This window comes from Clostridioides sp. ES-W-0016-02, from assembly GCF_020641035.1.
In the GTDB taxonomy this organism is placed as follows: Bacteria; Bacillota; Clostridia; order Peptostreptococcales; family Peptostreptococcaceae; genus Clostridioides.
Genome location: NZ_CP061361.1, coordinates 2,730,857 through 2,753,113, shown reverse-complemented (window position 1 = coordinate 2,753,113; position 22,257 = coordinate 2,730,857). Strand labels below are relative to the sequence as shown.

The following is a 22,257-nucleotide window of genomic DNA, read 5'->3' as shown; positions in this document are numbered from 1 at the left end:
ATGAATACATAAGATAAATATAAAAAATTTTACTATATTTTCTAGCATTGTAGATACTAACAAAATTATTACCACTAATAGCTAGTTGGAATTTTATTTATTGAAATATCACTTCCATATAACCCTACCATCAATGTCCTTAACCTCTTGACAACCAGTCAAAATCATAGTCTCACATAACTCATTCCTAACCTTATCTATAAAAAACTCAACACCATCAAGACCTCCACCAAAAGAAGCAGTAACAAAAGGTCTTCCCATCAAAACAGCATCAGCACCCAAACCTAGCATCTTAACCACATCAACACCAGTTCTAACACCACCATCAGCAAGTATAGTTATCTTTCCTTTTACAGCCTTAGCTATATCTGGAAGCACCTCACAAGTACCAGGAGTATAATCAAGAACTCGTCCACCATGATTTGAAACAACAATAGCACTAGCTCCAGACTCTACAGCCATCAAAGCATCATCCACAGTCATAATCCCTTTTATTATAAAAGGCAATCTAGTCGCTTCAACCAACTCTCTAATCTCTTCAACTGTCTTAGGTGAAAAAGGATTTTCTTGAAGCTGATTATTAATTAATCCACAAGCATCAAGGTCTACACCAACTGCAAAAGCACCAGCCTCTTCAGATAATCTAATTTTTTCTATTATCTTTGAATTTTTCCAAGGCTTTATAAATACAATTCCATCTCCATCACTATCTTTTAAAACGCCTAAATTATCCAATAAAAAAGTATCTACATTGGTATCGCCAACCATGGCATATATTCCAGAGTTAGAGCAACCTCTAACAACAGGTTCTATGTATTCTTTTTCAGAAATCTTACCACCCATATTTAACATAGTCCCTGATACAGGTGCAGCAAATATAGGAGCACTCATTTTTTTACCAAATAACTCGATAGTAGTATCTGGATTTGAAACATTATGTATTACTCTCATATTTATTTTTACTCTTTCCAAGCTTCTTCTATTTTCTATAAAAGAAGAGCCACTTCCTTTTCCTCCCATGCCAGGAACATTTCCAGCACAAGCTAATCCATTACAAATCTTACAGACTTTACACTTTCCATTAAAGTTATCTCTAGCAGATTCTAATAATTCATTATAGTTCATATCAAATTCTCCTTTTCATTATATTAAAATTGAGTATTACTATATTGAAAATATCTTAATTGTAAATGAAGAGATGATATTGTGATTAGTTAAACTGAGTAATACATATTAGATATTTTTATTATTGTAGGTAAGTAAATTATAGCATATTAGATAAATAAACTTAAATTGTTTTTGTTGATATAGTATATATATAGGATATTTATTAAAATTCAAAAAGGCCATATATAGATTTTTTTAATCTATATATAGCCTTTAAATTTATGTCAATTTCTTTTTTATCAATGAATAAATAATATAGAATACAATATACAAAAAAGTTGCTCGAAATGTTAGGCTAATCCCCATTTACAAAGCAACATCATTATGCTATGTAAATTTGAATCAACAATGTTTTCACCATACTTCACCATAAAGTCATCTAATTGTGTGTCTATAAATGAATAATATCCACTTATGCTATCAATATATGCAGTCATTAAGTGTATACATTCATCACTTTTATCTTTATACATCTGTATCTCCCCCTATACAATATATAAAATTTGATACTAAATCGTATCTTATAAAATAGTTAAGTGTGTTACATCTATATTCAATCTCTGTATTCATATACTTATATTAATAGGTAAAGTGAATTTTGACAATAGGTTTTGAAAAACTGGATGTTCAAAACGTAAAGTTGGGTTTTAAGATAATTAAGTAAATTATATGTATACAATATATGTATATAACTTACTTAATAAGAAATATTATAAAATTATATAACAATTACTTTTATTAAGAATGTTTAAGTGGTAGAATAACTTGGGAGATTAATAATTATTAGGAGGATATAATATGAGTTTGTACAAGTTTATATATGAAGACAAGGAATATTTATTAAAAGAAGATAATTGCAGTGCTTTAATAAATGATGAGGAAAGTCCAATTCAAGGAATAAGCATTCCAAAAATAATTGAGATACTTAATGAATCAGAAGATGTTGATTTTGATATAGAATACTATCAAGAAGCATGCCCATTATGCTTGGAGGGTGTAAAAGAAAAGAAAAAATTCTTTCCGTTTTTAGAATATCATTTTTATATTTTTAGTAAGGATGGAAAATATGTAATAAGTAATATATCTAGTGATTATAAAGGGATGTCTTTTAATAAATTATCAAGAGCAAATAAAGTTGATAATAGTTACATTGTAAGTGTGATAATTTGCGAAAATTGTCAAGATTATATAATTCAAATAGAAAATTGTATAGTTTAGTGTAATTTATGTCTTAATTTAGGAGAAATTTCTAAATTAAGACACCGACTTTTTTTAAAAATAGTATGGAAAATTACTAAATTTGTGAGATAATGAAAGTCGGAGGTGGGTTACAATATATAATAAATATTTGGAAGATATAGATAGTATAATTTTAGATTCAATGTTTAAGCTGACCTTGAATGAAAAACTATTAAATAATGATAACTTTTTTGAAAAAAGAATTGATGAAATTAACAATTCAATTAATTCCTACAAAACTGAACAAAGTAGTTTAATGTTATTAAAATTAAATTTTTTGCTAGCTTTACTGTATGGTATTCAAGGATTTAGTGAAAAAATGAAAAAGTATATTTTGATTTCCTGTAAATATATTGAACAATACTTACCTAAAGATTATGTGTTTTTAGCACGATTTTATTCACAAATAGCCATTTTAAGTTTAAAGAATGAAGATGTAAATAGAGCAGATCTATATATAGATAAATTTAATCTTATTTGTAAGGGGAGCAATTTTTTAGTGGAAGAAATTATCTTTGAATCTCAATTGATTTATATTAAAGCAAGTAAATGTATTGATTCTTCTATAATAATTAAGGAAATAGAAGACTTATATATAAAAGTAAAAGAAACTAATGATTTTAATTGTAAAAAAATATATTTTTTTATAATTGGTAAGATATATTTTTTGTTTTTAGATGATGCATTAATTGCTAAAATGAATTTCTTAAAAGCAAGAAAATATGCAGAGTTATCAAAAGATATAGAAGTATGCTCACTATGCGATATAAAGCTAGGGGAATGTGAATGTTCCTTTGAAAATTATGAAGGAGCAAGAGGATACTTTAATGAAGTAATAAAGAATAAGAAATATACAAACGTAAATATAATTCAAAAGTATAGAGCATCAAATAACATAACTAAATTATTAATAAAAACTAAAGACTATTCAGGTGCTATAAATAATTTAGCAAAATCTGAAGTATATTTGGAAAAATTTAAGAATCAAGATTTAAAAGAAGTAGAAAAATTAGACTTATGTATAAATCTAGCTATGTACTATGCAGAAAGTAATGAAAAATCATTTGAGAAATCAACTTGTTATTTAAATCGGGCTAAAAGTTTATTAAATAACATAAATAATGTAGAAGAGTATATAATATATGATTTAGAAGTGATTTATCATCAGATTAATATATATTATATATTTGAAGATTATGAAAAGTCCTTGATTACAAGTAAAAAACTTCTTGAAAAGGCTAAAGAAGCTAAAAATTATAATTATGTGAAAGAAGCATATAAAACTATACACATGTGTTTTGAGAAGATACAAGATTATGAAATGAGTATGAGATACTTTAAAATGTACTATGAGTTAAAACAGATGTATATGAAAGCTAGGAATAGAAATTATATAGACTCCTTAAATTATAGACATGAACATATCGAAAAAGAAATAAATAATATGAAAAAAATAAAACTCGATTTAGATAAGAAAAAATACATCGACCCTTTGACAAATGCTTATAATAGAGCATATTTAAATAATTTCTTAGAAAAACAAGAGATTAGTGAGTACAGTTCTGCATTTATGATAGATGTAGATTATTTTAAGGAATACAATGACACTCATGGTCATTATAATGGAGATATTGCTCTTAAAAATATAACTATGATAATAAAAAAATATTTAAAAGAGGACATGTCTGTTATAAGGTATGGAGGAGAGGAATTTTTAATATTGTCTATATGCAAAGATTATAGAAAAAGCAAAGTATTTGGAAAAAAGTTATGTAAGGTTGTAAAAAAATTCTTAAATGATGATTTGACGATTAGTATTGGTATTGATACTTGTAAAAATAGTAGTATAGATATAAGTGAAATAATTGAAAATGCGGATAAAGCCTTATACAAAGCAAAACAAACTGGAAGAAATAGATGTTTGCATTATTATGATTTTAAGAATTTTTAACTCTTGAAATAGGATTGGTGATTTACTTGAAAGGGAGTTTAATAGAAGATTTAAAGAGAAATATAAAAAAGATAGAATATGATATGTTGACTAAGTTCTATCTGAATTTGACCGATTTAAACTACATCTTGGATTATCACAAAGACCTTTTAAATACAAAAATAGATGCTAAAGATAGAGTCTATATTTTATATTTAATTAGTCTAATAAACTATGTAAAAAAAGATAGAGAAGCATCGTATAATTATTTGATAGTTTCACTAAAAGATATTAAACAATTATCACTAAAAGATGATGCAGATATAATATCTAAGATTTATATTTATCTTACTCTATCTGCTATTTCTATAAAAAAATACGATAAAGCAAATCATTTTTATTTTTTAGCCAAAAAAATTATAAAACAACAACGTTTGAATGAATTATTGGTTTTGTTTAATATGAGTTTATGTGTAGAAATAAGTGCACTATATAAAACTAAATCTGAAGTAGTACTCTTAGTAGAGGAAGTATCTTTTTTTAAAAAATTAAAAAATAAAGTTCTTGTAAGTAGAGCAAATTATATATTTGGTAGGGTATATCTATACTTATTTAACAACTTTATAAAAAGTATGGAGTATTTGATTGAATGTCTAAGATTAGCCCAGGAAAATAATCTATATTCTATAGAAGCTTTTTGCAAATGTATAATAAGCCTCTGTTATTTAGAAAGTGGGAATAACAGAGAAGCCATAAAGTATATAAAAAATGCACTAGATGTTGCACATAATAATAATTCAGTATGTTTAACTGAAAGAGTAGCAATAAAAATAGACCTTATATGGGCATATTTAAAAGAAGATATGAATAAAGAAGCAGAAGTTGTTTTAGAAAAAACTATAGAACTGATGGATGTTGTTGAAGGCGTATATAAAGATTATTTGTACTCATTCATATTTTTATATTCAGCCGAAATAGAGTTAAAGAAAGATACTTGTAATTTTGAAAGAGTAAATGCATATTTGATTTTATCAAAAAACATATATAAAAGTTTTGGAGATGTTTTTATATATAATTCTAAATTAGATTATATTTATAAGTTATATGGAGATTTATATATAAAATTTAACAATGTAGATGAAGGAATAAGATATTATTTGAAAGGTTTAAACTTAGTTAAAAAAAGTTCATTAAATCCTAAAAAACTGTCGATATTTTATGGCCTAATAGCAAAAGGATATGAATTGAAAAAAGAGTTCAAACTAGCGATTGAATATTATAAAAGTATGGATTGGTATTCAGATAAGTGGGAAAAAAACAATTCTTATAAAACATCACAAGGTATTCATAAACAATATGAATTAAGACAAAAACAAGAAAGTTTAAGATTACTTGTAGATAATAATAAGAAATTGGAAAATGATATTCTAACTGATGGACTAACTCGACTATATAATAGAAGATACTTAGAACAACAATTGAATTTATTCAATGAAGATAGAGATAAAAATATGATGGCAATATTGATTGATATAGATTATTTTAAAAGCTATAATGATAACTATGGTCATCCAGCAGGAGATAAAGTTATAATTAAAGTAACTGACATTATAAAAAATGTATTTATAGATATTACTGAACACATAATTAGATATGGAGGAGAGGAAATCTTAATACTAGTAGATTCTATAAAATCAATAAATGTTGAAGAGATTGATAAGATAGAAATATATATTAAAAGAATTTTTAAACTTCTTGAATTTGAAGGAATTGAACATATATACTCTAAAGTAGAAAACTATGTGACTATAAGTGCTGGAGTAAGTATAAAAAGATGTCGTAGTAGAAAAGATGTCGAGATATTAATTGAAGATGCAGACAAAAACCTATATAAATCAAAAAAAGCAGGTAGAAATCAGTATATACTATAATTTAAAATTGAGGTGATTTTATTGCAAAAGAAGATAGGAATTATAGCCTCTGATATTGAATTAAAAGAAAGAATAGAAGAATTATATAGAGAAGATGTAGAAAATGGAACTATAATAATCGACATACTTAATCTTGATTTAATGGAAAATCAAGGACGTATACTTGTTGAGAAAGGTGCTCAAGCTATAATCGGTAGAGGAGGAGGTTATAGTTTAGTAATAGACACAGTAAGTGTACCTGTAATACCCATGAATATGAAATCAACCGACCTTCTAAGAGCAATAGAAATGGCAAAGCGATATTCTAAAAAAGTAGTATTAATACTTGGAGATAATGAAGTTTCTTTTGATTATGTTGGTTGGAGAAATGTCATAAGTACTGAAATAACTGAAGAATGGTTTGAATCTAAATACGAAATAAGAAGTAAGGTTGTAAAGTATATAGACCAAAAAGATGAAGTTGTAATAGTTGGTGGAGGTCTAGCATGTTCTTTTGCGAGACAATATGGTATTGATAGTGTATTTGCAACTGCCAGTGACGAATCTATAAGAGAAGCTGTTGAGTATTGTAAGAAATTATTAGATACATTAGGCGAGGAAAAATTTAATAATGAAGTATTAAGAAATATATTAGATGGTATAAAAGATGGAGTAATTGCTATAGATAGTAATGGAAGTATAATTTTGTATAATGAAAGTGCAAAAAACATGCTTAAAGTAGAAAGAAAATGCGCGCTTAATAAATATATTCTAGATGTATTTCCAAAAATGGGATGGCTATTAGATTGTCTACATGAGAAAGATGATGTAGAAGATAGGAAGATAAGAAATATAAACAACTTGATTGTTAATACTAGAACAACATTAATAAAAGTAGATGATAGCACTTATGGAGTTTTAGGAATAATACAAGATATAACTAAGCTACAAAATTTAGAAAGAAAAATAAGGTTTGATTTAAATCAAAAAGGTCTATATGCTAGATATACTTTTGATGATTTTTTATTTAAAGATAAATTAACAAAGGAATTTATTGAAGAAGCTAAAAAAATTGGGAAAAGTGATTACACAACACTACTTTATGGAGAAAGTGGGTCTGGTAAAGAAATTATAGCCCATAGTATACATAATATAAGCAAAAGAAAAGACAGGCCTTTTGTGGCTATAAACTGTGCTACTATAGCAGAAAATTTACTTGAAAGTGAGCTTTTTGGATATGAAGAAGGTGCATTTACAGGTGCTAGGAAAGGTGGAAAAAGAGGGTTATTTGAACTTGCTCATGGAGGAACTCTTTTTCTTGATGAAATAAACAGTCTCTCATTTAATATTCAGACAAAACTATTAAGAGTAATAGAGGAGCGACAAATAATGAGAATTGGCTCTGACTACATAATACCTTTGGATATTAGAATCATAGCAGCTACCAATGAATCTTTAACAGAAAAAATAGTTATGGGTACATTTAGAGCTGACTTATTCTATAGATTAAGTAGTTTAGAGATAAATATCCCTCCTTTAAGAGATAGAAGAGAAGATATAATACCATTGTTTAATAATTTTGTAAATGAAGTTTTAAAGGATGATGGTTTACATGGAATAAACAGTATAGATGAAAATTTTGCTCTAACTAAGGATGAGATAAATGCGCTATATAATTATAGTTGGCCTGGAAATGTTAGAGAGCTAAAAACAATAGCTCAAAAGTATGTTGTGACAGGGAAAATTAAATTAAGAAAAGAGCAAAACTTTAAGGCTAAAGAAGCAGTACCTAGTTCCAGTGTAGAAGAATTTAATGTTGAAACAACAGCAAGTATGGAAACTACAGATAAAGTCATAGATATAAGTAAGATAAATGATGGTAAGGTAAGTATAGATATAAAAGAAGTAAATAAGTATGTTGAAGAAAAAATAATAAGCATGCTTTTTGCTCAGGGGCTTTCCAAAAATGAAGTTGCACAAGTTCTTGGAATAAGTAGAACATCTCTATGGAAAAAGTATAATAAAAATATTTGACATAATTACATATAAATTATTTTGAGGTGATGTTAATTTTTCAAAACGAATGTTAAGAAAAATTAACATTATTTTTTTGTAGAATTTTATTTTTTCAGACAAGCACATAGATTTGTAAGAAAAATAACTTAAACACTTAATTTTAGTAGTGAAAAAAATCAGAATTCTAAACAAAAGTAGTTTTACATAAAGTTAAATTTGTTGGCATGCTAATTGCTTAATATAAATGTGAGAGTAAATACAATTTTAGGGGTGATGGTATGAGTCAAAGTATGGTTGGTAAGCATGCAATGTGGCCAAAAGAAAATGATGTTATATTTAGCTTATCTGGAAGAGCTCAAGCAGCAGAAAAAGCTTTAGGTATGGATAATGTAATAAATGCAACAATAGGCGCTCTAATGGATGACTCAGGAAAATTAATAACAATGAAAACTGTATATGATGAATATAAAGCATTAGATAACTGTGATATAGGTGCATATGCAGCCCTTGAAGGTCAGCCAGACTACTTAGAAGCAGTTAAAAAAGTATTTTTTAGAGATTACTTACCAGAAGGACATATAAGAGTATTAGCTTCACCGGGAGGAAGTGGTGCAATAAAACTAGCTGTATGGAATTATACAAATGAAGGTGACGAAGTTTTAACATCTGATTGGTTTTGGAGTCCATATGTTAGTATAGCTGAAGAAGCTAATAGAAAAGTAGTAAACTACCAATTGTTTGATGAAAATAGAAAATTTAATTTTGATTCATTCAAAGAAAATTTTGTGAATATAGCAGAAAAACAAGGAAGAGTTTTTACAATTATAAATACACCAGCTCACAATCCAACAGGATATAGTGTTGCAGATGATGAGTGGGATAAAATATTAGACTTATCAAAAGAAGTTGCACAAGATAAAGACAAAAAGATAATATTTTTCGTAGATTCAGCATATATTGACTTTGCAGGTGATGATGATGTATGTAGAAAATTCTTTAAGAAATTTTCCAACTTGCCTGAAAACGTTCTTATATTAGTTGGTTTTAGTATGTCAAAAGGATTTACAGCTTATGGAATGAGAATGGGAGCTATAATTTGTATATCTTCAAGTGAAGATGTAGCAGAAGAGTTCCATTATTCATGTGTTCATTCATGTAGAGCAAACTGGTCAAATTGCAATAGAAGTGCTATGGCAGTTCTATCTAATATTGTAAATGACCCTAAAAAATTCAAAGAATATGAGGAGGAAAAAGAAGTATACAAAAAAATGCTGACTAGAAGAGCAGATGTATTTGTAAAAGAAGCTGAAAGAGTAGGATTAGAAATTCTTCCATATATAGCAGGTTTCTTTGTAAGTATACCATGTGATAATCCAAGAGAAGTATGTGAAGAATTAACTAAACACAATGTATTTGCAATTCCATTGAAGATGGGATTAAGATTTGCAGTTTGTGCAGTTTCAGAAGAAAAATGTAAGAAAGCACCAAGTATTATAAAAGAAGCACTTGAAAGTTTAGAAGTAAAAATAAATAATTAATTTCATTGAACAAATTGGGTGGACTATGAATTTAATAATTGTAGATGGAGGGAATTTTATATGAAACAATTGATGACAGGTAATGAGGCAATTGCACGTGGAGCCTATGAGGCTGGTGTTAAATATGCATCTGCATATCCAGGTACTCCAAGTACAGAAATACTAGAAAATTTAGCAACATATAAAGATGCAATAGTTGCAGAATGGGCTCCAAACGAAAAGGTAGCACTTGAGGCTGCTATAGGGGGTTCAATTGCAGGAGCAAGAACTATGGCTTCTATGAAACATGTTGGTGTAAATGTTGCAGCGGATCCAATATTTACTTATGCATATACAGGCGTAAATGGTGGTATGGTACTTATTACTGCAGATGAACCGGGAATGCATTCATCTCAAAATGAACAAGACAATAGAATGTATGCAAAGTTTGCAAAGATACCTTTATTTGAACCATCAACTAGCCAAGAAGCTAAAGATATGATAAAAGAAGCTTTTGAAGTAAGTGAAAAATATGATACACCAGTTTTATATAGAGTTACAACAAGACTCTGTCACTCAAAAGGTTTAGTAGAGTGTTATGATAGAGAAGAAGTTGAAATTAAAGAGTATGTGAAAAATGCTAAAAAAATGGTTACTGTTCCAGCAAATGCTCAAATAAGAAGAGGCGTTGTTGAAGAGAGAATGGAAACTCTTAAAAAATTCTCAAATGAAACTGAATTAAACTACTATGAAATAAATGATACAAAAATAGGTGTTATAGCTTCAGGTATGTGTTGTAATTTTGCTAAAGAAGTATTTGAAAAAAATGCATCATATATGAAGTTAGGATTTACAAATCCATTACCTTATGAAAAAATAAAAGAATTTGCAGACAAAGTAGATAAAATATATGTAATAGAAGAAAACGACCCATTTATAGAAGAACAAATAAAAGCGTATGGAATAGATTGTATTGGAAAAGATGTAATACCTCCATATGGAGAAATGACACCAGATGTTTTAAGAAAAGCTATATTTGGAAAAACAAATGACACTATAGAATATAAAACTGAATTAGTAACACCAAGACCACCAAGTTTCTGTGCAGGATGTCCACATAGAGGATTCTTCTATGAACTTGGAAAGAGAAAAAATTTAATAGTTGGTGGAGATATAGGATGTTATACTCTTGGATTTGCTCCTCCATATAATGGAATAGATTATGTTGTTTGTATGGGTTCTGCCTTTGGAACTGCACATGGTGCTCAAAAAGTTCTTAACATGAAAGAAGGAAATGAAAAGAGATTAGTAGGTGTACTTGGAGATTCAACTTTCTTCCATACAGGAATAAATGGTCTTTTAGATGTAGTTTACAATAGAGGTAATTCTATATCAGTAATATTAGACAATAGAATAACTGGAATGACAGGACATCAAGAAAATCCAGGTTCAGGATATACTTTACAAGGTGATAAAACTAAAGATGTTGACATAGAAGGATTAGTCAAAGCTTGTGGAATAGAACATGTAAGAGTTATAGACCCTAATAATCTAAAAGAAGTAAATGAAGCATTAGATTGGGCTTTGGCTATAGAAGATGAACCATCTGTAATAATCACAAGATGGCCATGTGTACTTAAAAAATTCTCTAAAGAAGATATAGAAGAGTTTAATAATCCATTTAAAACTAAGTGTAAGGTTGACCATGATAAGTGTATAGGATGTAAATTATGTTTAAAAACTGGATGTCCAGCACTATCATTTGATAAAGAAAATAAATTATCAAATATAGATAGAAATCAGTGTGTAGGATGTGGAGTATGTTCACAAGTTTGTCCAAAACAAGCAATAGTTAAGGAGGAAAAATAATATGACTAAAAGTATACTTTTGGTAGGTGTAGGAGGTCAAGGAACTATACTTGCTAGTAAATTATTAACTATGGGATTGATGGAAGCTGGATATGATGTAAAAATGAGTGAGATACATGGTATGAGCCAAAGAGGAGGTTCAGTTTCTTCACAAGTTAGATATGGAGATTGTGTTCATTCTCCAGTTATAGAAATTGGAGGAGCAGACATTTTAGTATCTTTTGAAAAGATGGAAGCTTTAAGATGGTTTAATTATCTAAAGCCAGAAGGAAAAGCTTTAGTAAATAATCATAGAATAGACTCTATGACTGTTTTAATCGGAGGAGCTGAATATCAAGAAAATGATATAGATGCAGAATTAAATAGATTAAATGCAAAAGTGATAAATGCAGCAGATAAAGCTGAAGAATTAGGAAATGCAAAGATAATGAATGTTATTTTATTAGGATGTCTAGTTAAATCTATGGAACTAGAGTCTATTGACTGGGAAAAAATTATAAGTGAAAATGTTAAACCAAAATTTGTCGAGTTAAATATAAAAGCTTTCCATGAAGGTATGGAAATGGTTGGCAAATAGTTTATAATATATATAAGATAAACTATAGAAATTAATGCGAAAGGAAGAAAAGTATGACTTATAGAATATTAGCCATAAATCCAGGTTCTACTTCTACAAAAATAGGAGTATATGATGGAGAAGAACAAATTTTTGTGAAGACGATAGACCATCCAGTAGAGGAGATTGCAAAATATAATACAATTCAAGACCAATTTGAAATGCGTAAAGAGGCAGTTTTAAGTATTCTTGAAGAAAACAATATAGATTTAAAATCTCTTAGTGCAATAGTTGGAAGAGGTGGAGTTTTACCACCAGTAAAATCAGGGGCATATTTAGTAAATGAAGAAATGATTGATGTACTTAAACATAGACCAGTACTTGAGCATGCTTCAAATTTAGGAGCAGTTGTTGCACATGCAATATCAGAACCACTTGGAATAAATTCATATATCTATGATTCTGTTGCAGTAGACGAACTTATAGATATAGCAAGAGTATCTGGGCTTTGTGGAATGGATAGATCAAGTGCAGGGCATGCACTAAATACTAGAGCAATGGCTTTAAAATATGCTAAAGATAGAGGTAAAGATTACAAGGGTTTAAACTTAATAGTAGCTCATATTGGTGGAGGAGTAAGTATTTATCTTCATGAAAAAGGAAGAATGGTTGATATGTTATCTGATGATGAAGGGCCATTTTCACCAGAAAGATCAGGAAGAGTTCCTGCTACAAAATTAGTAGCTGCTTGTTATTCAGGTCAATGCTCAGAAAGAGAAATGACTAAAAAGATAAGAGGTAAAGGTGGTATAGTTTCATATTTAAATACTGTAGATGCTAGAGAAGTTGAAAAGATGATAGCAGAAGGAAACGAAGAAGCCAAAATTATTTATGAGGCAATGGCATATCAATTGGCAAAAGGAATTGGAGAATTAGCAACTGTAGTAGATGGAAAAGTTGATGCTATAATTATAACAGGTGGAATTGCATATTCTGAAATGTTTACTTCAATGGTTAAAAAGAGAGTTGAATTTATAGCGCCAGTAGAAATTATGGCAGGAGAAAATGAGTTAGAATCACTTGCTTTTGGAACTCTTAGAGTGCTAAATGGAGAAGAAGAAGCTAGAATTTATAGTGAAAATTAATTAAATTAACTAAAAATGTTTAAATATTAGAAAAGTGGTATATCTATTTTTACACTAAAGCTTAGAATATAGGTGAAGACGTGTAAAATATGGATTGCCACTTTTTTTATGATTGAAATTCTATATTAAAATAATGAAAAATTTTGTAAAACTTTGTACTTATATATATATTTTATTGGTATTTATTGTTATTATTATTATGAGGAGTGATTTTTAATGGGAAAAATTAATTTAAAAAGTATGATAAGGTTGTTTTCAGGTTTTTTTATATTTGCAATTTCTTCTGTGCTTATGGTTAATGCACATGTTGGTCTTATGCCTTGGGATGTGCTTCATCAAGGTTTATCTATAAAATTAGGTATAACTATAGGTCAGGCGTCCATATTGGTAGGTGTTATAATCGTTATATTGGATGCAGTTTTTGGTGAAAATATAGGATGGGGTACATTGCTAAATATGACATTTATAGGAATTTTCATTGATTTAGTAATATTTTCAGGTGTGATACCTCATGCAAGTAATACTTATATAGGAGTATTCATGGTTGTTATAGGAATCATCTTAGCTGCTATAGCTAGTTTTTTGTATTTAGGAGTTTGCCTTGGAAGTGGGCCAAGAGATGGTCTTATGATTGCTCTTCAGAAAAAAACTAATAGGTCTGTACGTCTTGTTAGAACAGTTCTTGAAATATTAGCACTCGTTGCTGGTTGGTTATTAGGTGGTTCTGTAGGAATTGGTACACTTGTAAGTGCTTTAGGTTTAGGGTATGTATTACAAATAGTGTTTAGAATGTTTAAATTTGATACAAAATCTCTTAAACATAGATTCATTATAGATGATATAAAAGAGTGGAAAGAAAAGAAAAATGATGAACATAAATGTAAATCAAGCATTGTAATAAAAAATGAACAAAATTAATTATACTAAAATGTATCTATATTTTAGTTAACTTTATAAGGAAAGTAAGGAGATTTGAAAGTGGAATTATGGGATTTGTATAATGCTGATGGAATTAAAACAGGAAATGTTATAGAGCGAGATAATTCTATTGAAGAAGGATATTATCATTTAGCAGTTGAAGTGTGGATTGTAAATAGTAATTTTCAGGTTTTAATTCAGAAAAGGTCTGAAAATAAAAAGACACTGCCAAATATATGGGGGATGACAACTGGATGTATTGTTTCTGGAGAAGAAAGTTTAGATGGTGCAATTCGTGAGGCTAAGGAAGAAATAGGAATTGATATATCCAAAGATGAGATAAAGATTTTTAGAAGTATGATTCATGGAGATACTTTATGGGATGTATATTTAGTTAAAAAAGAGTATGATGTATCAAATGCAATTTTACAAAAAGAAGAAGTAAGTGATATAAAATGGGTAAGTACAGGTGAAATAAGACAATTATTAAAAAAGGGCTTATTTTTTGAATATCCAGAGATATATGATTTACTATCTGATATAGATAATAATGATTTAAATATATAATGTAGGCAGAATTAGATATAAGTATGTATTATCTAAAATTATCTTCTCTAAAATTTAATGTTGTATTAGGAAGAATTAATGCATTATTTTTAATGTTCTCCTAATTAGATTTTAGAATTAGAGTAATAAGTTTGATTGTTAAGTAGTAAAAATCTGGGGAGGATTACGCTGTGGAGAATAATAAAGAATTGACACCCGATAGTTCAAAATATAAGATTGTTTCTATATCTGTGGTAGTGATTATTTTAATTACATTTTGGTATATGTTAAATATGGTGCTTTTAACATTTATAATGACTTTTGTTTTTTATAATTTATTAGTTTCCATAAGAAAAAGAATTAGGAAATTATTTTCTTTCTATGTTCCTGATTCATTAATAATTATAGTATTATATTCGTTATTTGCTATATTATTAGTACTAATTAGTTATGCAGTTGTGCCAATAATTATAGTTCAACTTACAGAGTTAAGCAGGATTTTAAGTGATTTTGATGTAAATCAATTTGCTCAATCTTTAGGGCCAAAGATTTATCCTATTGTTTCAAAGTTGGATTTTAATAAATATATTTCACAGGCAGGATTGTTAATAGCATCAGCAGCAACTAAAGTTGGAAGTTTTGGGATAAATATATTACTAGCTTTTTTACTTAGTTTACTGCTTTTACTTGAAAAAAATGATATTAAAAAATTTGGAAATAAACTTGCAGAAAGTAAAATTTCTTTCATCTATAATTCTCTTGTATTTTTTGGAAAAAGTTTTGTGAAAAATTTTGGTGATGTAATGAAAGTACAAGTAATGATTGCATTTATAAATTCTATTGTTTCTATGATTTTTTTAGGATTTATGGGTTTTCCTCAAATATGGGCTTTAGGGCTTATGATTTTTGTTTTGGGTCTTATTCCAGTAGCTGGAGTTATAGTGTCTCTAATTCCATTAACAGTAATAGCCCTTAATATAGGAGGAATAGCAAAAGTATTTGGCGTTTTGGCCATGATTTGTATAGTGCATGCAGTGGAAACATATATATTAAATCCTAAGTTGATGTCAAATAGAACAAAACTTCCAGTTTGTTTTGTTTTCATTATTTTACTTGTAGGAGAGCATTATTTAGGTGTATGGGGATTATTAATTGGAGTTCCAATATTTATGTTTCTTATGGATATATTTGGTGTAAAATTTAGTTCAAGATGATAACTTATAATTACATTTACTTCCTAATACATAATGCTTTAATTGTAAAAAAGAACCTATAATAGATATCTTTTAAAAGGTATCTGTTTTATAGGTTCCATTTTATTTTTTATAAATACTAAATAGTTAAGTATCAATGAAATTATTTCATTTCAAAAGTTTCACAGCTTGCATTTCCTGAGTTTATATGAACTTTTTCAGCCTTGCAAAGTTCATTCTTGTTGTATTTACATTTTACAGCTTCACAATGAATATTATCTGTATCAACTTGGTTAGTGTCATTAGAACGACTAGTTATACCAGATGTATATTTGTCTTCAAAAGAAGCACAGTAAGTATTTCCTGTAGTAGTTGCTTGCATTCCATCTACTTTTATGCTACCAGCATAACAATATCCACTAGTATTATAAGCACAGTTAGTAGCATCACAATTTAAATTATTATTTTTCATAAATAACCTCCTAAGTTTTTTATTTAAACTTATTATGTGAAGTTATTTGAATTTTATACACTTATTTACAATTACATTTCTTACATTTAACAATTATATCTTCAGAAGTTTCTCTTCCTAAATTTTTATTAATATGATACACATCAATATTTTCAGTTGAACCACATATAGAACATTTAAAGTTGTTCTCTAGTAAAGTTCTTTCTCTAAACAACTTCCAGTACATAGAATTAATATAATCATTATAGTTTACCTTAAGGCATGTCTCAAGAAAGTTTATGTATAGATTGTCTAAATCTCCTGTATTTAAGTCTGTATATTCTGGCTCAAAATATTCACAACATCCTCTAAAATCAGGTTTGGTATCTGAAATAACACATTTAATATCATATCTGTAATCTAGGCTAGGCCCCTTCAATGAAAGGTGTGTACAAAAAGAACAAGATGTTTCTGGTAAATTTTTTTCTAGTTCATGTAATTTATTATTCATAAGTATTCCTCCAAAAAATTATTTTGAGTATATAAACAATGTAGATTATTTTAAATCTTTTATTTATTTATATTAAATATATAGGATAAATATTCCAATAAAAGGTGGCTGTTTATTTATTAATGTATTTAATAAGAAAGAGGCTAATCTCTATTTTGAGACAGCCTCTTTTTATTGAGTTATTTAAAATTAAAAGTTTTAATAAAAATCTAATAATATTTATATTTAGCTAGCTAGATTTGTATCCGTTTTGCTTTTTAGTTTTCTGCCATAGTATACAGTTAAAACAGCATACAAAACAGTAAAAATGGTAGCTAAAATATATGATATATTTATACTTAAGTTAAATCCAATTTGAGCATTGAATATATAACTAGAAATTACAAAAGAATAAAACATACCTGGGATTAAGCTTATGATATAATTTTTTTCTTTTATTATAAGATAAACTGTAATCATAGCAAAGGCGAATATAGCAATAGTTTGGTTACTCCAAGAGAAATATCTCCATAATATATTAAATCCAGAAGTGCTAAGTTTTGCAAATATAAGGATGGCTATAACAGGAATAAATATACAGATTGATAATATAACACGATGTTTCTTTTCTTTTTGGTCATAATGGAAATAATCTGCAAGCATTAATCTTAAAGATCTTAAAGCTGTATCTCCAGAAGTTATTGGTAAAACAATAACACCTATTATAGCTATAATACCACCAACAGAACCAAGTAAGTCTCTAGCAACTAAACCTATTACATCAGGAGAACCTATTAATTCACTAGGTATTCCTTTATTGTAAATACCCATAGCAGCTGCCGCCCAAATCATGGCAATTAAACCTTCCAAAATCATCATATTATAAAAAGTGCTTCTACCTTCTTTTTCATTTGAAACTGATCTTGCTATAAGAGTAGCTTGAGTTGAGTGGAATCCAGAAACAATACCACAAGCAACTGTAACAAAGAATGTAGGGATAAGAGGAATTCCATTAGGATGGATACCTTTCCAATTTGCTAGGCTTAAATTGGCTAAGTCATAACCCTGTGTAAATATTCCAATTCCAACACCAGCAGCAGATAAAAGTAGAATGGCTCCAAATATTGGATATATTTTTCCTATTATTTTATCAATTGGAAATAGTGTTGCACATAAATAATATACAAAGATGATTCCATAAACTATCCAAACGACTGGATTATTGATAGTTGATTTCATATTTAGAATTTGAGTAACTACCAAATCTCCAGGTGTATAAATAAAAACTGCACCAACCAAAAGCATTAATAAGCAAAGGAAGATATTATAAACTTGAAAGACCTTATTACCTAAAAATCTGCTGATAAGAGAAGGCATCTGTGCTCCTTTTTCTCTTATACTAATCATTCCACTCATATAGTCATGTAAAGCTCCTCCTAATACACAACCAATAGGAATTAGTATAAACGCAATTGGACCAAATAAAATACCTTGTATAGGTCCTAAAATCGGTCCTGTACCAGCTATATTAAGCAACTCAATAAGACTATTTTTCCATTTTTTCATTGGAACATAGTCTACTCCATCACTCTGAGCAAGTGCAGGTGTTTTTCTGTCATCTGGGCCAAATACTTTTTCACAATAAGCGCCGTATAAAGCACCTCCTATTAGTAAAATAGCCAAACCAATTAAGAATGTTGTCATAACATCACCCCATTTATAAATTTTTTTGGATTCTGTATACATATTGTCTGAATGTGTAAGTTTTTATAAGATTTTATACTTAAAACACTTACAAATTCTATAAAGTATTAAAACTAATATAATTTCAGAAATAAATACATATACATAATCATGCACTTAGTATACAGGTATTTGGAAAAAAATTCAATATTATAACAAGAAAGAATATAAAAAATATTCTGATAATATTCTACAAAAAATTAAAAAATACAAAAAAAATAATTTAAATAGAGGTAAAAAAATGATAAATTAATTGATAGTGTAAGTGTCTATATCTTAACAATATTAAGAGGTCTAAAATTCTTGAAGAAAAAATAGTCAAGTGATATAATGAATTTACAGGTGTATATACACTAGTACATATAGAAAGCGGTGCAATTATGGATAAAGATTTAACATATCAAATCAAAGAGCTAAAGAAAGAAAAAAATGCAATAATACTTGCTCATTTTTATCAACCACCAGAAATACAAGAATTAGCAGATGCAGTTGGAGATTCGTATTACTTAAGTGAAATTGCTAGAGATTGTAAAGAAGAAGTGGTTGTATTTTGTGGTGTGAGATTTATGGGAGAAAGTGCTAAGATATTATCACCTGAAAAAACTGTATTGATGCCAGTAAGTAACGCTGGATGTGCTATGGCAGATATGGTAGATGAAGAAGGCGTGATAAAACTAAAACAACAGTATCCAAATGCTTTGGTTGTATGTTATATAAACTCTACAGCTAAAGTTAAAGCACATTGTGATGTTTCAGTTACATCATCTAGTGCAATTAAAATATTAGAAAACATAGATAATAAAGAAATTATATTCCTCCCAGACAAGAACCTAGGAGGATATATTGCAGAAAAATTCCCTAATAAAGAATTTATATTTTGGGATGGATATTGTAAATATCACAACAATATAAAAGTTGCAGAAATAATTGAATTAAAAGAAAAGTATAAAGATGCAGAAGTATTGGTACATCCAGAATGTAAAAAAGAAATAAGAGACTTAGGTGATTATGTAGGTAGTACATCAGGAATAATAAAATATGCTACTAACAGCAAAAATACAGATTTTATAATAGCAACTGAAGAGGGTATCTTACATGAATTAAAGAAAAACAATCCTAATAAAAATTTTTATATTCCTGGTGGAAGAATACTATGTACAGATATGAAAAAAACAACATTAGAGAATTTGTATAGTACTCTTAAAAATATGGAAAACGAAGTTATTGTAGAAGATGAAATTATGGAAAAGGCTTTAAATTCACTGCTTAATATGCACAGATTAGCAGAAGGATAGAGGGATAGACTTATGAATTTAGAACAGGATGTTTTAATAATTGGAAGTGGTGTTTCGGGACTATATTGTGCATTAAATTTGGATAAAAATTTAAATGTGTTAGTAGTATCAAAATCTACAATTGAAAACAACAATACATATCTTGCACAAGGAGGAATTTCAACTGCTAGAAATATTGATGATATAGAATCTTTTGTAGAAGATACAATGAAGGCTGGTCAGTATAAAAATAGGGTTGAAGCAGTCAAAGTTCTTGCAGATGAATCTATAGAAAATGTAGGTCAAATAGTAGACTATGGTATGCCTTTAGACAAAGAAAATGGAGAGATAGACTATACAAGAGAGGGAGCTCATAGCGTAAATAGAATAGTTCATAGCAAAGATAATACAGGAGAAGTTGTTTTTAAGACTCTATTAAAAGAAGCTAAAACTAGGGAAAATATAACTCTTATAGAAGATGCTTATCTTTTAGATATATTAAAAGATGGTAATAAGTGTATAGGAGCTAGAATTTTTAAGTCTCAAAAAGAAATTCATATCTTTTCAAAGGTAGTAGTTTTAGCTACAGGTGGAATTGGTGGACTTTTTAAAAATTCTACGAATCAAAGACACCTTACAGGAGATGGAATTGCTATAGCATTAAGAAATAATATTAAAATAGAAAATTTAGAATATATTCAAATACACCCAACAGCTTTCTATGAAGAAAATAGTGAAGGTAGAAGGATGCTTATATCTGAATCTTTGAGAGGAGAAGGGGCTAAACTTTTAAACAAAAACAAAAAAAGATTTGTAGATGAACTTCTTCCAAGAGATGTAGTTTCAAAAGCTATTTTTGAACAAATGGAAAAAGATGATTTGCCTTATGTATATTTAGATGCAACACACTTAGATAGTGAATATTTAATCAATAGATTTTCTTTTATATACAATGAATGTTTAAATAGAGGAACAGATATAACCAAAGAATATATAAAAGTATCTCCTGCACAACATTATTTTATGGGAGGGATACATGTTGATTTAGATTCAAAAACATCTATGGAGAACCTATATGCAGTGGGTGAAATTAGTTGTACAGGTGTTCATGGAGCTAATCGACTAGCAAGTAATTCACTACTTGAAGGTCTTGTATTTTCAAAAAGAGCAGCTAAAAATATAAACTCAGTTATAGGTAGTATAGAAGTGAAGTTTATAGAAGTACCAAATATAGAGGTGGATGTAGAAAAAATAAAGGAAGAGAATAAAATATTAGTTATAAAAGAAATAGAAAGAACAAGTGAGGATTTTGGCGATGAATTATTTGATTATTGATAAAATGATACAAGATGCTTTAATAGAAGATGTTCCAAGTGAGGATATAACAACTAATTCTATTGTAGATGAAAATTCGAAGTCTACTGTAGATTTAATTTGTAAACAAGATGGTATAATAGCGGGTTTAGGTGTGTTTAAAAGGGTTTTTGAAATACTTGGAGATGTAGAGGTAGAGTTATATAAAAATGATGGCGATAGGGTAAATAATGCAGAAAAGATAGCTGTATTAACTGGAAATACTAGAAACTTACTTGTGGGAGAACGTGTAGCGTTAAATTATTTACAAAGAATGAGCGGAATAGCTACTGCTACAAGTATGTATGTGGAAAAACTTGAAGGTACAAATACTAAACTATTGGATAGTAGAAAAACAATACCTAATCTTAGAATTTTAGACAAATATTCTGTAAAAGTAGGTGGAGGATGCAATCATAGATTTAATTTATCTGATGGAATATTACTTAAAGATAATCATATTGGAGCTGCAGGTGGCGTCAAAAACGCAGTTGAATTAGCTAGAAAAAACACATCTTTTGTCAGAAAAATAGAGGTAGAAGTGGAAACTCTAGAAATGGTAAAAGAAGCTATAGAAGCTAAAGCAGATATAATAATGTTAGATAATATGAATTTGGAGACAGCAAAAAAGGCTATAGAAATGATAAATGGGAGAGCAGTTGTAGAGTTTTCTGGAAATGTAAATTTAGATACAATAGAATCTATAGGAAAAATTGGTGTTGATGTTGTCTCTGTGGGAGCGCTTACACACTCAGTGAAAGCACTTGATATAAGTATGAAAAACTTAAGAAATATATAAGACAGGACTAAAATAAATTTAATAAAAAAGTATTGAATAGATTTAATTTAATAATGTGATAAATAATTAAAATAGATTACTTAAATAAGCTAGATAAATTTAAGTAATCTATTTTTTATTTATTAAAGTTAACCAAAATGA

The 22,257-nt window shown here is 28.3% G+C and carries 19 protein-coding genes; 14 read left to right on the top strand and 5 right to left on the bottom strand.

Annotated elements, in window-relative coordinates:
- Positions 1-108 precede the first annotated feature (108 nt).
- Together IC758_RS13110 and IC758_RS13105 are read right to left on the bottom strand one after the other, a co-directional pair.
- A complete protein-coding gene (locus IC758_RS13110; RefSeq protein WP_227860518.1) occupies positions 109-1,125 on the bottom strand; it encodes an alpha-hydroxy-acid oxidizing protein in 1,017 nt (338 codons plus the stop codon).
- Between the two features lie 332 nt (positions 1,126-1,457).
- Complete coding sequence (locus IC758_RS13105) at positions 1,458-1,640, bottom strand: hypothetical protein (protein WP_227432649.1); 183 nt, start codon at positions 1,638-1,640, stop codon at positions 1,458-1,460.
- Positions 1,641-1,965: 325 nt separating this feature from the next.
- On the opposite strand from IC758_RS13105, the gene IC758_RS13100 reads away from it, so the two are divergent.
- The 11 genes from IC758_RS13100 (at position 1,966) to IC758_RS13050 (ending at position 16,027) form a co-directional block, all read left to right on the top strand.
- Positions 1,966-2,385, top strand: coding sequence for a DUF3785 domain-containing protein (locus IC758_RS13100; RefSeq protein WP_227835353.1), 420 nt, complete (start codon positions 1,966-1,968; stop codon positions 2,383-2,385).
- A 130-nt stretch (positions 2,386-2,515) separates the two neighbouring features.
- A complete protein-coding gene (locus tag IC758_RS13095; RefSeq protein ID WP_227860517.1) occupies positions 2,516-4,357 on the top strand; it encodes a GGDEF domain-containing protein in 1,842 nt (613 codons plus the stop codon).
- Positions 4,358-4,440: 83 nt separating this feature from the next.
- Positions 4,441-6,267, top strand: coding sequence for a diguanylate cyclase (locus IC758_RS13090; RefSeq protein ID WP_413926664.1), 1,827 nt, complete (start codon positions 4,441-4,443; stop codon positions 6,265-6,267).
- Between the two features lie 21 nt (positions 6,268-6,288).
- Positions 6,289-8,280 (top strand): sigma 54-interacting transcriptional regulator, encoded by a 1,992-nt coding sequence (locus IC758_RS13085; RefSeq protein ID WP_255625598.1) that lies wholly within the window; start codon positions 6,289-6,291, stop codon positions 8,278-8,280.
- Between the two features lie 260 nt (positions 8,281-8,540).
- Positions 8,541-9,800: a pyridoxal phosphate-dependent aminotransferase gene (locus IC758_RS13080; protein WP_227482820.1), complete on the top strand. Its 1,260-nt coding sequence runs from the start codon at positions 8,541-8,543 to the stop codon at positions 9,798-9,800.
- Positions 9,801-9,860: 60 nt separating this feature from the next.
- Positions 9,861-11,648 (top strand): indolepyruvate ferredoxin oxidoreductase subunit alpha, encoded by a 1,788-nt coding sequence (gene iorA, locus IC758_RS13075; protein WP_227482819.1) that lies wholly within the window; start codon positions 9,861-9,863, stop codon positions 11,646-11,648.
- 1 nt (position 11,649) lies between these two features.
- On the top strand, positions 11,650-12,225 hold the full coding sequence (locus IC758_RS13070; RefSeq protein WP_227432656.1) for an indolepyruvate oxidoreductase subunit beta: 576 nt from the start codon (positions 11,650-11,652) through the stop codon (positions 12,223-12,225).
- A 53-nt stretch (positions 12,226-12,278) separates the two neighbouring features.
- The gene (buk, locus tag IC758_RS13065) at positions 12,279-13,349 is read left to right on the top strand and encodes a butyrate kinase (RefSeq protein WP_227860516.1); all 1,071 of its coding nucleotides are present in this window, start codon (positions 12,279-12,281) and stop codon (positions 13,347-13,349) included.
- A gap of 216 nt (positions 13,350-13,565) precedes the next feature.
- Positions 13,566-14,267: a YczE/YyaS/YitT family protein gene (locus tag IC758_RS13060; protein WP_227432658.1), complete on the top strand. Its 702-nt coding sequence runs from the start codon at positions 13,566-13,568 to the stop codon at positions 14,265-14,267.
- 60 nt (positions 14,268-14,327) lie between these two features.
- Positions 14,328-14,834 carry an NUDIX hydrolase gene (locus IC758_RS13055; protein WP_227432659.1) on the top strand — a complete coding sequence of 169 codons (507 nt, stop codon included), beginning with the start codon at positions 14,328-14,330 and terminating at the stop codon, positions 14,832-14,834.
- Between the two features lie 170 nt (positions 14,835-15,004).
- A complete protein-coding gene (locus IC758_RS13050; RefSeq protein ID WP_227860515.1) occupies positions 15,005-16,027 on the top strand; it encodes an AI-2E family transporter in 1,023 nt (340 codons plus the stop codon).
- A 142-nt stretch (positions 16,028-16,169) separates the two neighbouring features.
- Here IC758_RS13050 and IC758_RS13045 read toward each other — a convergent pair whose 3' ends face one another.
- From IC758_RS13045 to IC758_RS13035, 3 genes are all read right to left on the bottom strand, one after another.
- Entirely contained in the window at positions 16,170-16,478 is a 309-nt protein-coding gene (locus IC758_RS13045; RefSeq protein WP_021385244.1) for a DUF1540 domain-containing protein, read from the bottom strand.
- Positions 16,479-16,539: 61 nt separating this feature from the next.
- Positions 16,540-16,968, bottom strand: coding sequence for a hypothetical protein (locus IC758_RS13040; protein ID WP_227432661.1), 429 nt, complete (start codon positions 16,966-16,968; stop codon positions 16,540-16,542).
- A gap of 225 nt (positions 16,969-17,193) precedes the next feature.
- Positions 17,194-18,651 carry a carbon starvation protein A gene (locus IC758_RS13035; protein ID WP_227432662.1) on the bottom strand — a complete coding sequence of 486 codons (1,458 nt, stop codon included), beginning with the start codon at positions 18,649-18,651 and terminating at the stop codon, positions 17,194-17,196.
- A gap of 419 nt (positions 18,652-19,070) precedes the next feature.
- Here IC758_RS13035 and nadA point away from each other — a divergent pair, with 419 nt between their 5' ends.
- From nadA to nadC, 3 genes are read left to right on the top strand one after another with little or no spacing between them, the layout of a single operon-like run.
- Positions 19,071-19,985 (top strand): quinolinate synthase NadA, encoded by a 915-nt coding sequence (gene nadA / locus IC758_RS13030; RefSeq protein WP_227830724.1) that lies wholly within the window; start codon positions 19,071-19,073, stop codon positions 19,983-19,985.
- A 12-nt stretch (positions 19,986-19,997) separates the two neighbouring features.
- Positions 19,998-21,299 (top strand): L-aspartate oxidase, encoded by a 1,302-nt coding sequence (locus tag IC758_RS13025; protein WP_227482814.1) that lies wholly within the window; start codon positions 19,998-20,000, stop codon positions 21,297-21,299.
- The gene (nadC, locus tag IC758_RS13020) at positions 21,280-22,116 is read left to right on the top strand and encodes a carboxylating nicotinate-nucleotide diphosphorylase (protein WP_227432665.1); all 837 of its coding nucleotides are present in this window, start codon (positions 21,280-21,282) and stop codon (positions 22,114-22,116) included. The genes IC758_RS13025 and nadC overlap by 20 nt, the downstream gene beginning before the upstream one ends.
- The last annotated feature ends 141 nt before the right edge of the window (positions 22,117-22,257 follow it).

Coding starts and splice junctions, on each gene's coding strand:
- nadA (WP_227830724.1), top strand. CDS start 19,071: ATGGATAAAGATTTAACATATCAAATCAAAGAGCTAAAGAAAGAAAAA.
- IC758_RS13100 (WP_227835353.1), top strand. CDS start 1,966: ATGAGTTTGTACAAGTTTATATATGAAGACAAGGAATATTTATTAAAA.
- IC758_RS13070 (WP_227432656.1), top strand. CDS start 11,650: ATGACTAAAAGTATACTTTTGGTAGGTGTAGGAGGTCAAGGAACTATA.
- IC758_RS13060 (WP_227432658.1), top strand. CDS start 13,566: ATGGGAAAAATTAATTTAAAAAGTATGATAAGGTTGTTTTCAGGTTTT.
- IC758_RS13035 (WP_227432662.1), bottom strand. CDS start 18,651: ATGACAACATTCTTAATTGGTTTGGCTATTTTACTAATAGGAGGTGCT.
- IC758_RS13040 (WP_227432661.1), bottom strand. CDS start 16,968: ATGAATAATAAATTACATGAACTAGAAAAAAATTTACCAGAAACATCT.
- IC758_RS13045 (WP_021385244.1), bottom strand. CDS start 16,478: ATGAAAAATAATAATTTAAATTGTGATGCTACTAACTGTGCTTATAAT.
- IC758_RS13110 (WP_227860518.1), bottom strand. CDS start 1,125: ATGAACTATAATGAATTATTAGAATCTGCTAGAGATAACTTTAATGGA.
- IC758_RS13025 (WP_227482814.1), top strand. CDS start 19,998: ATGAATTTAGAACAGGATGTTTTAATAATTGGAAGTGGTGTTTCGGGA.
- nadC (WP_227432665.1), top strand. CDS start 21,280: ATGAATTATTTGATTATTGATAAAATGATACAAGATGCTTTAATAGAA.
- buk (WP_227860516.1), top strand. CDS start 12,279: ATGACTTATAGAATATTAGCCATAAATCCAGGTTCTACTTCTACAAAA.
- IC758_RS13090 (WP_413926664.1), top strand. CDS start 4,441: ATGTTGACTAAGTTCTATCTGAATTTGACCGATTTAAACTACATCTTG.
- IC758_RS13105 (WP_227432649.1), bottom strand. CDS start 1,640: ATGTATAAAGATAAAAGTGATGAATGTATACACTTAATGACTGCATAT.
- IC758_RS13080 (WP_227482820.1), top strand. CDS start 8,541: ATGAGTCAAAGTATGGTTGGTAAGCATGCAATGTGGCCAAAAGAAAAT.
- iorA (WP_227482819.1), top strand. CDS start 9,861: ATGAAACAATTGATGACAGGTAATGAGGCAATTGCACGTGGAGCCTAT.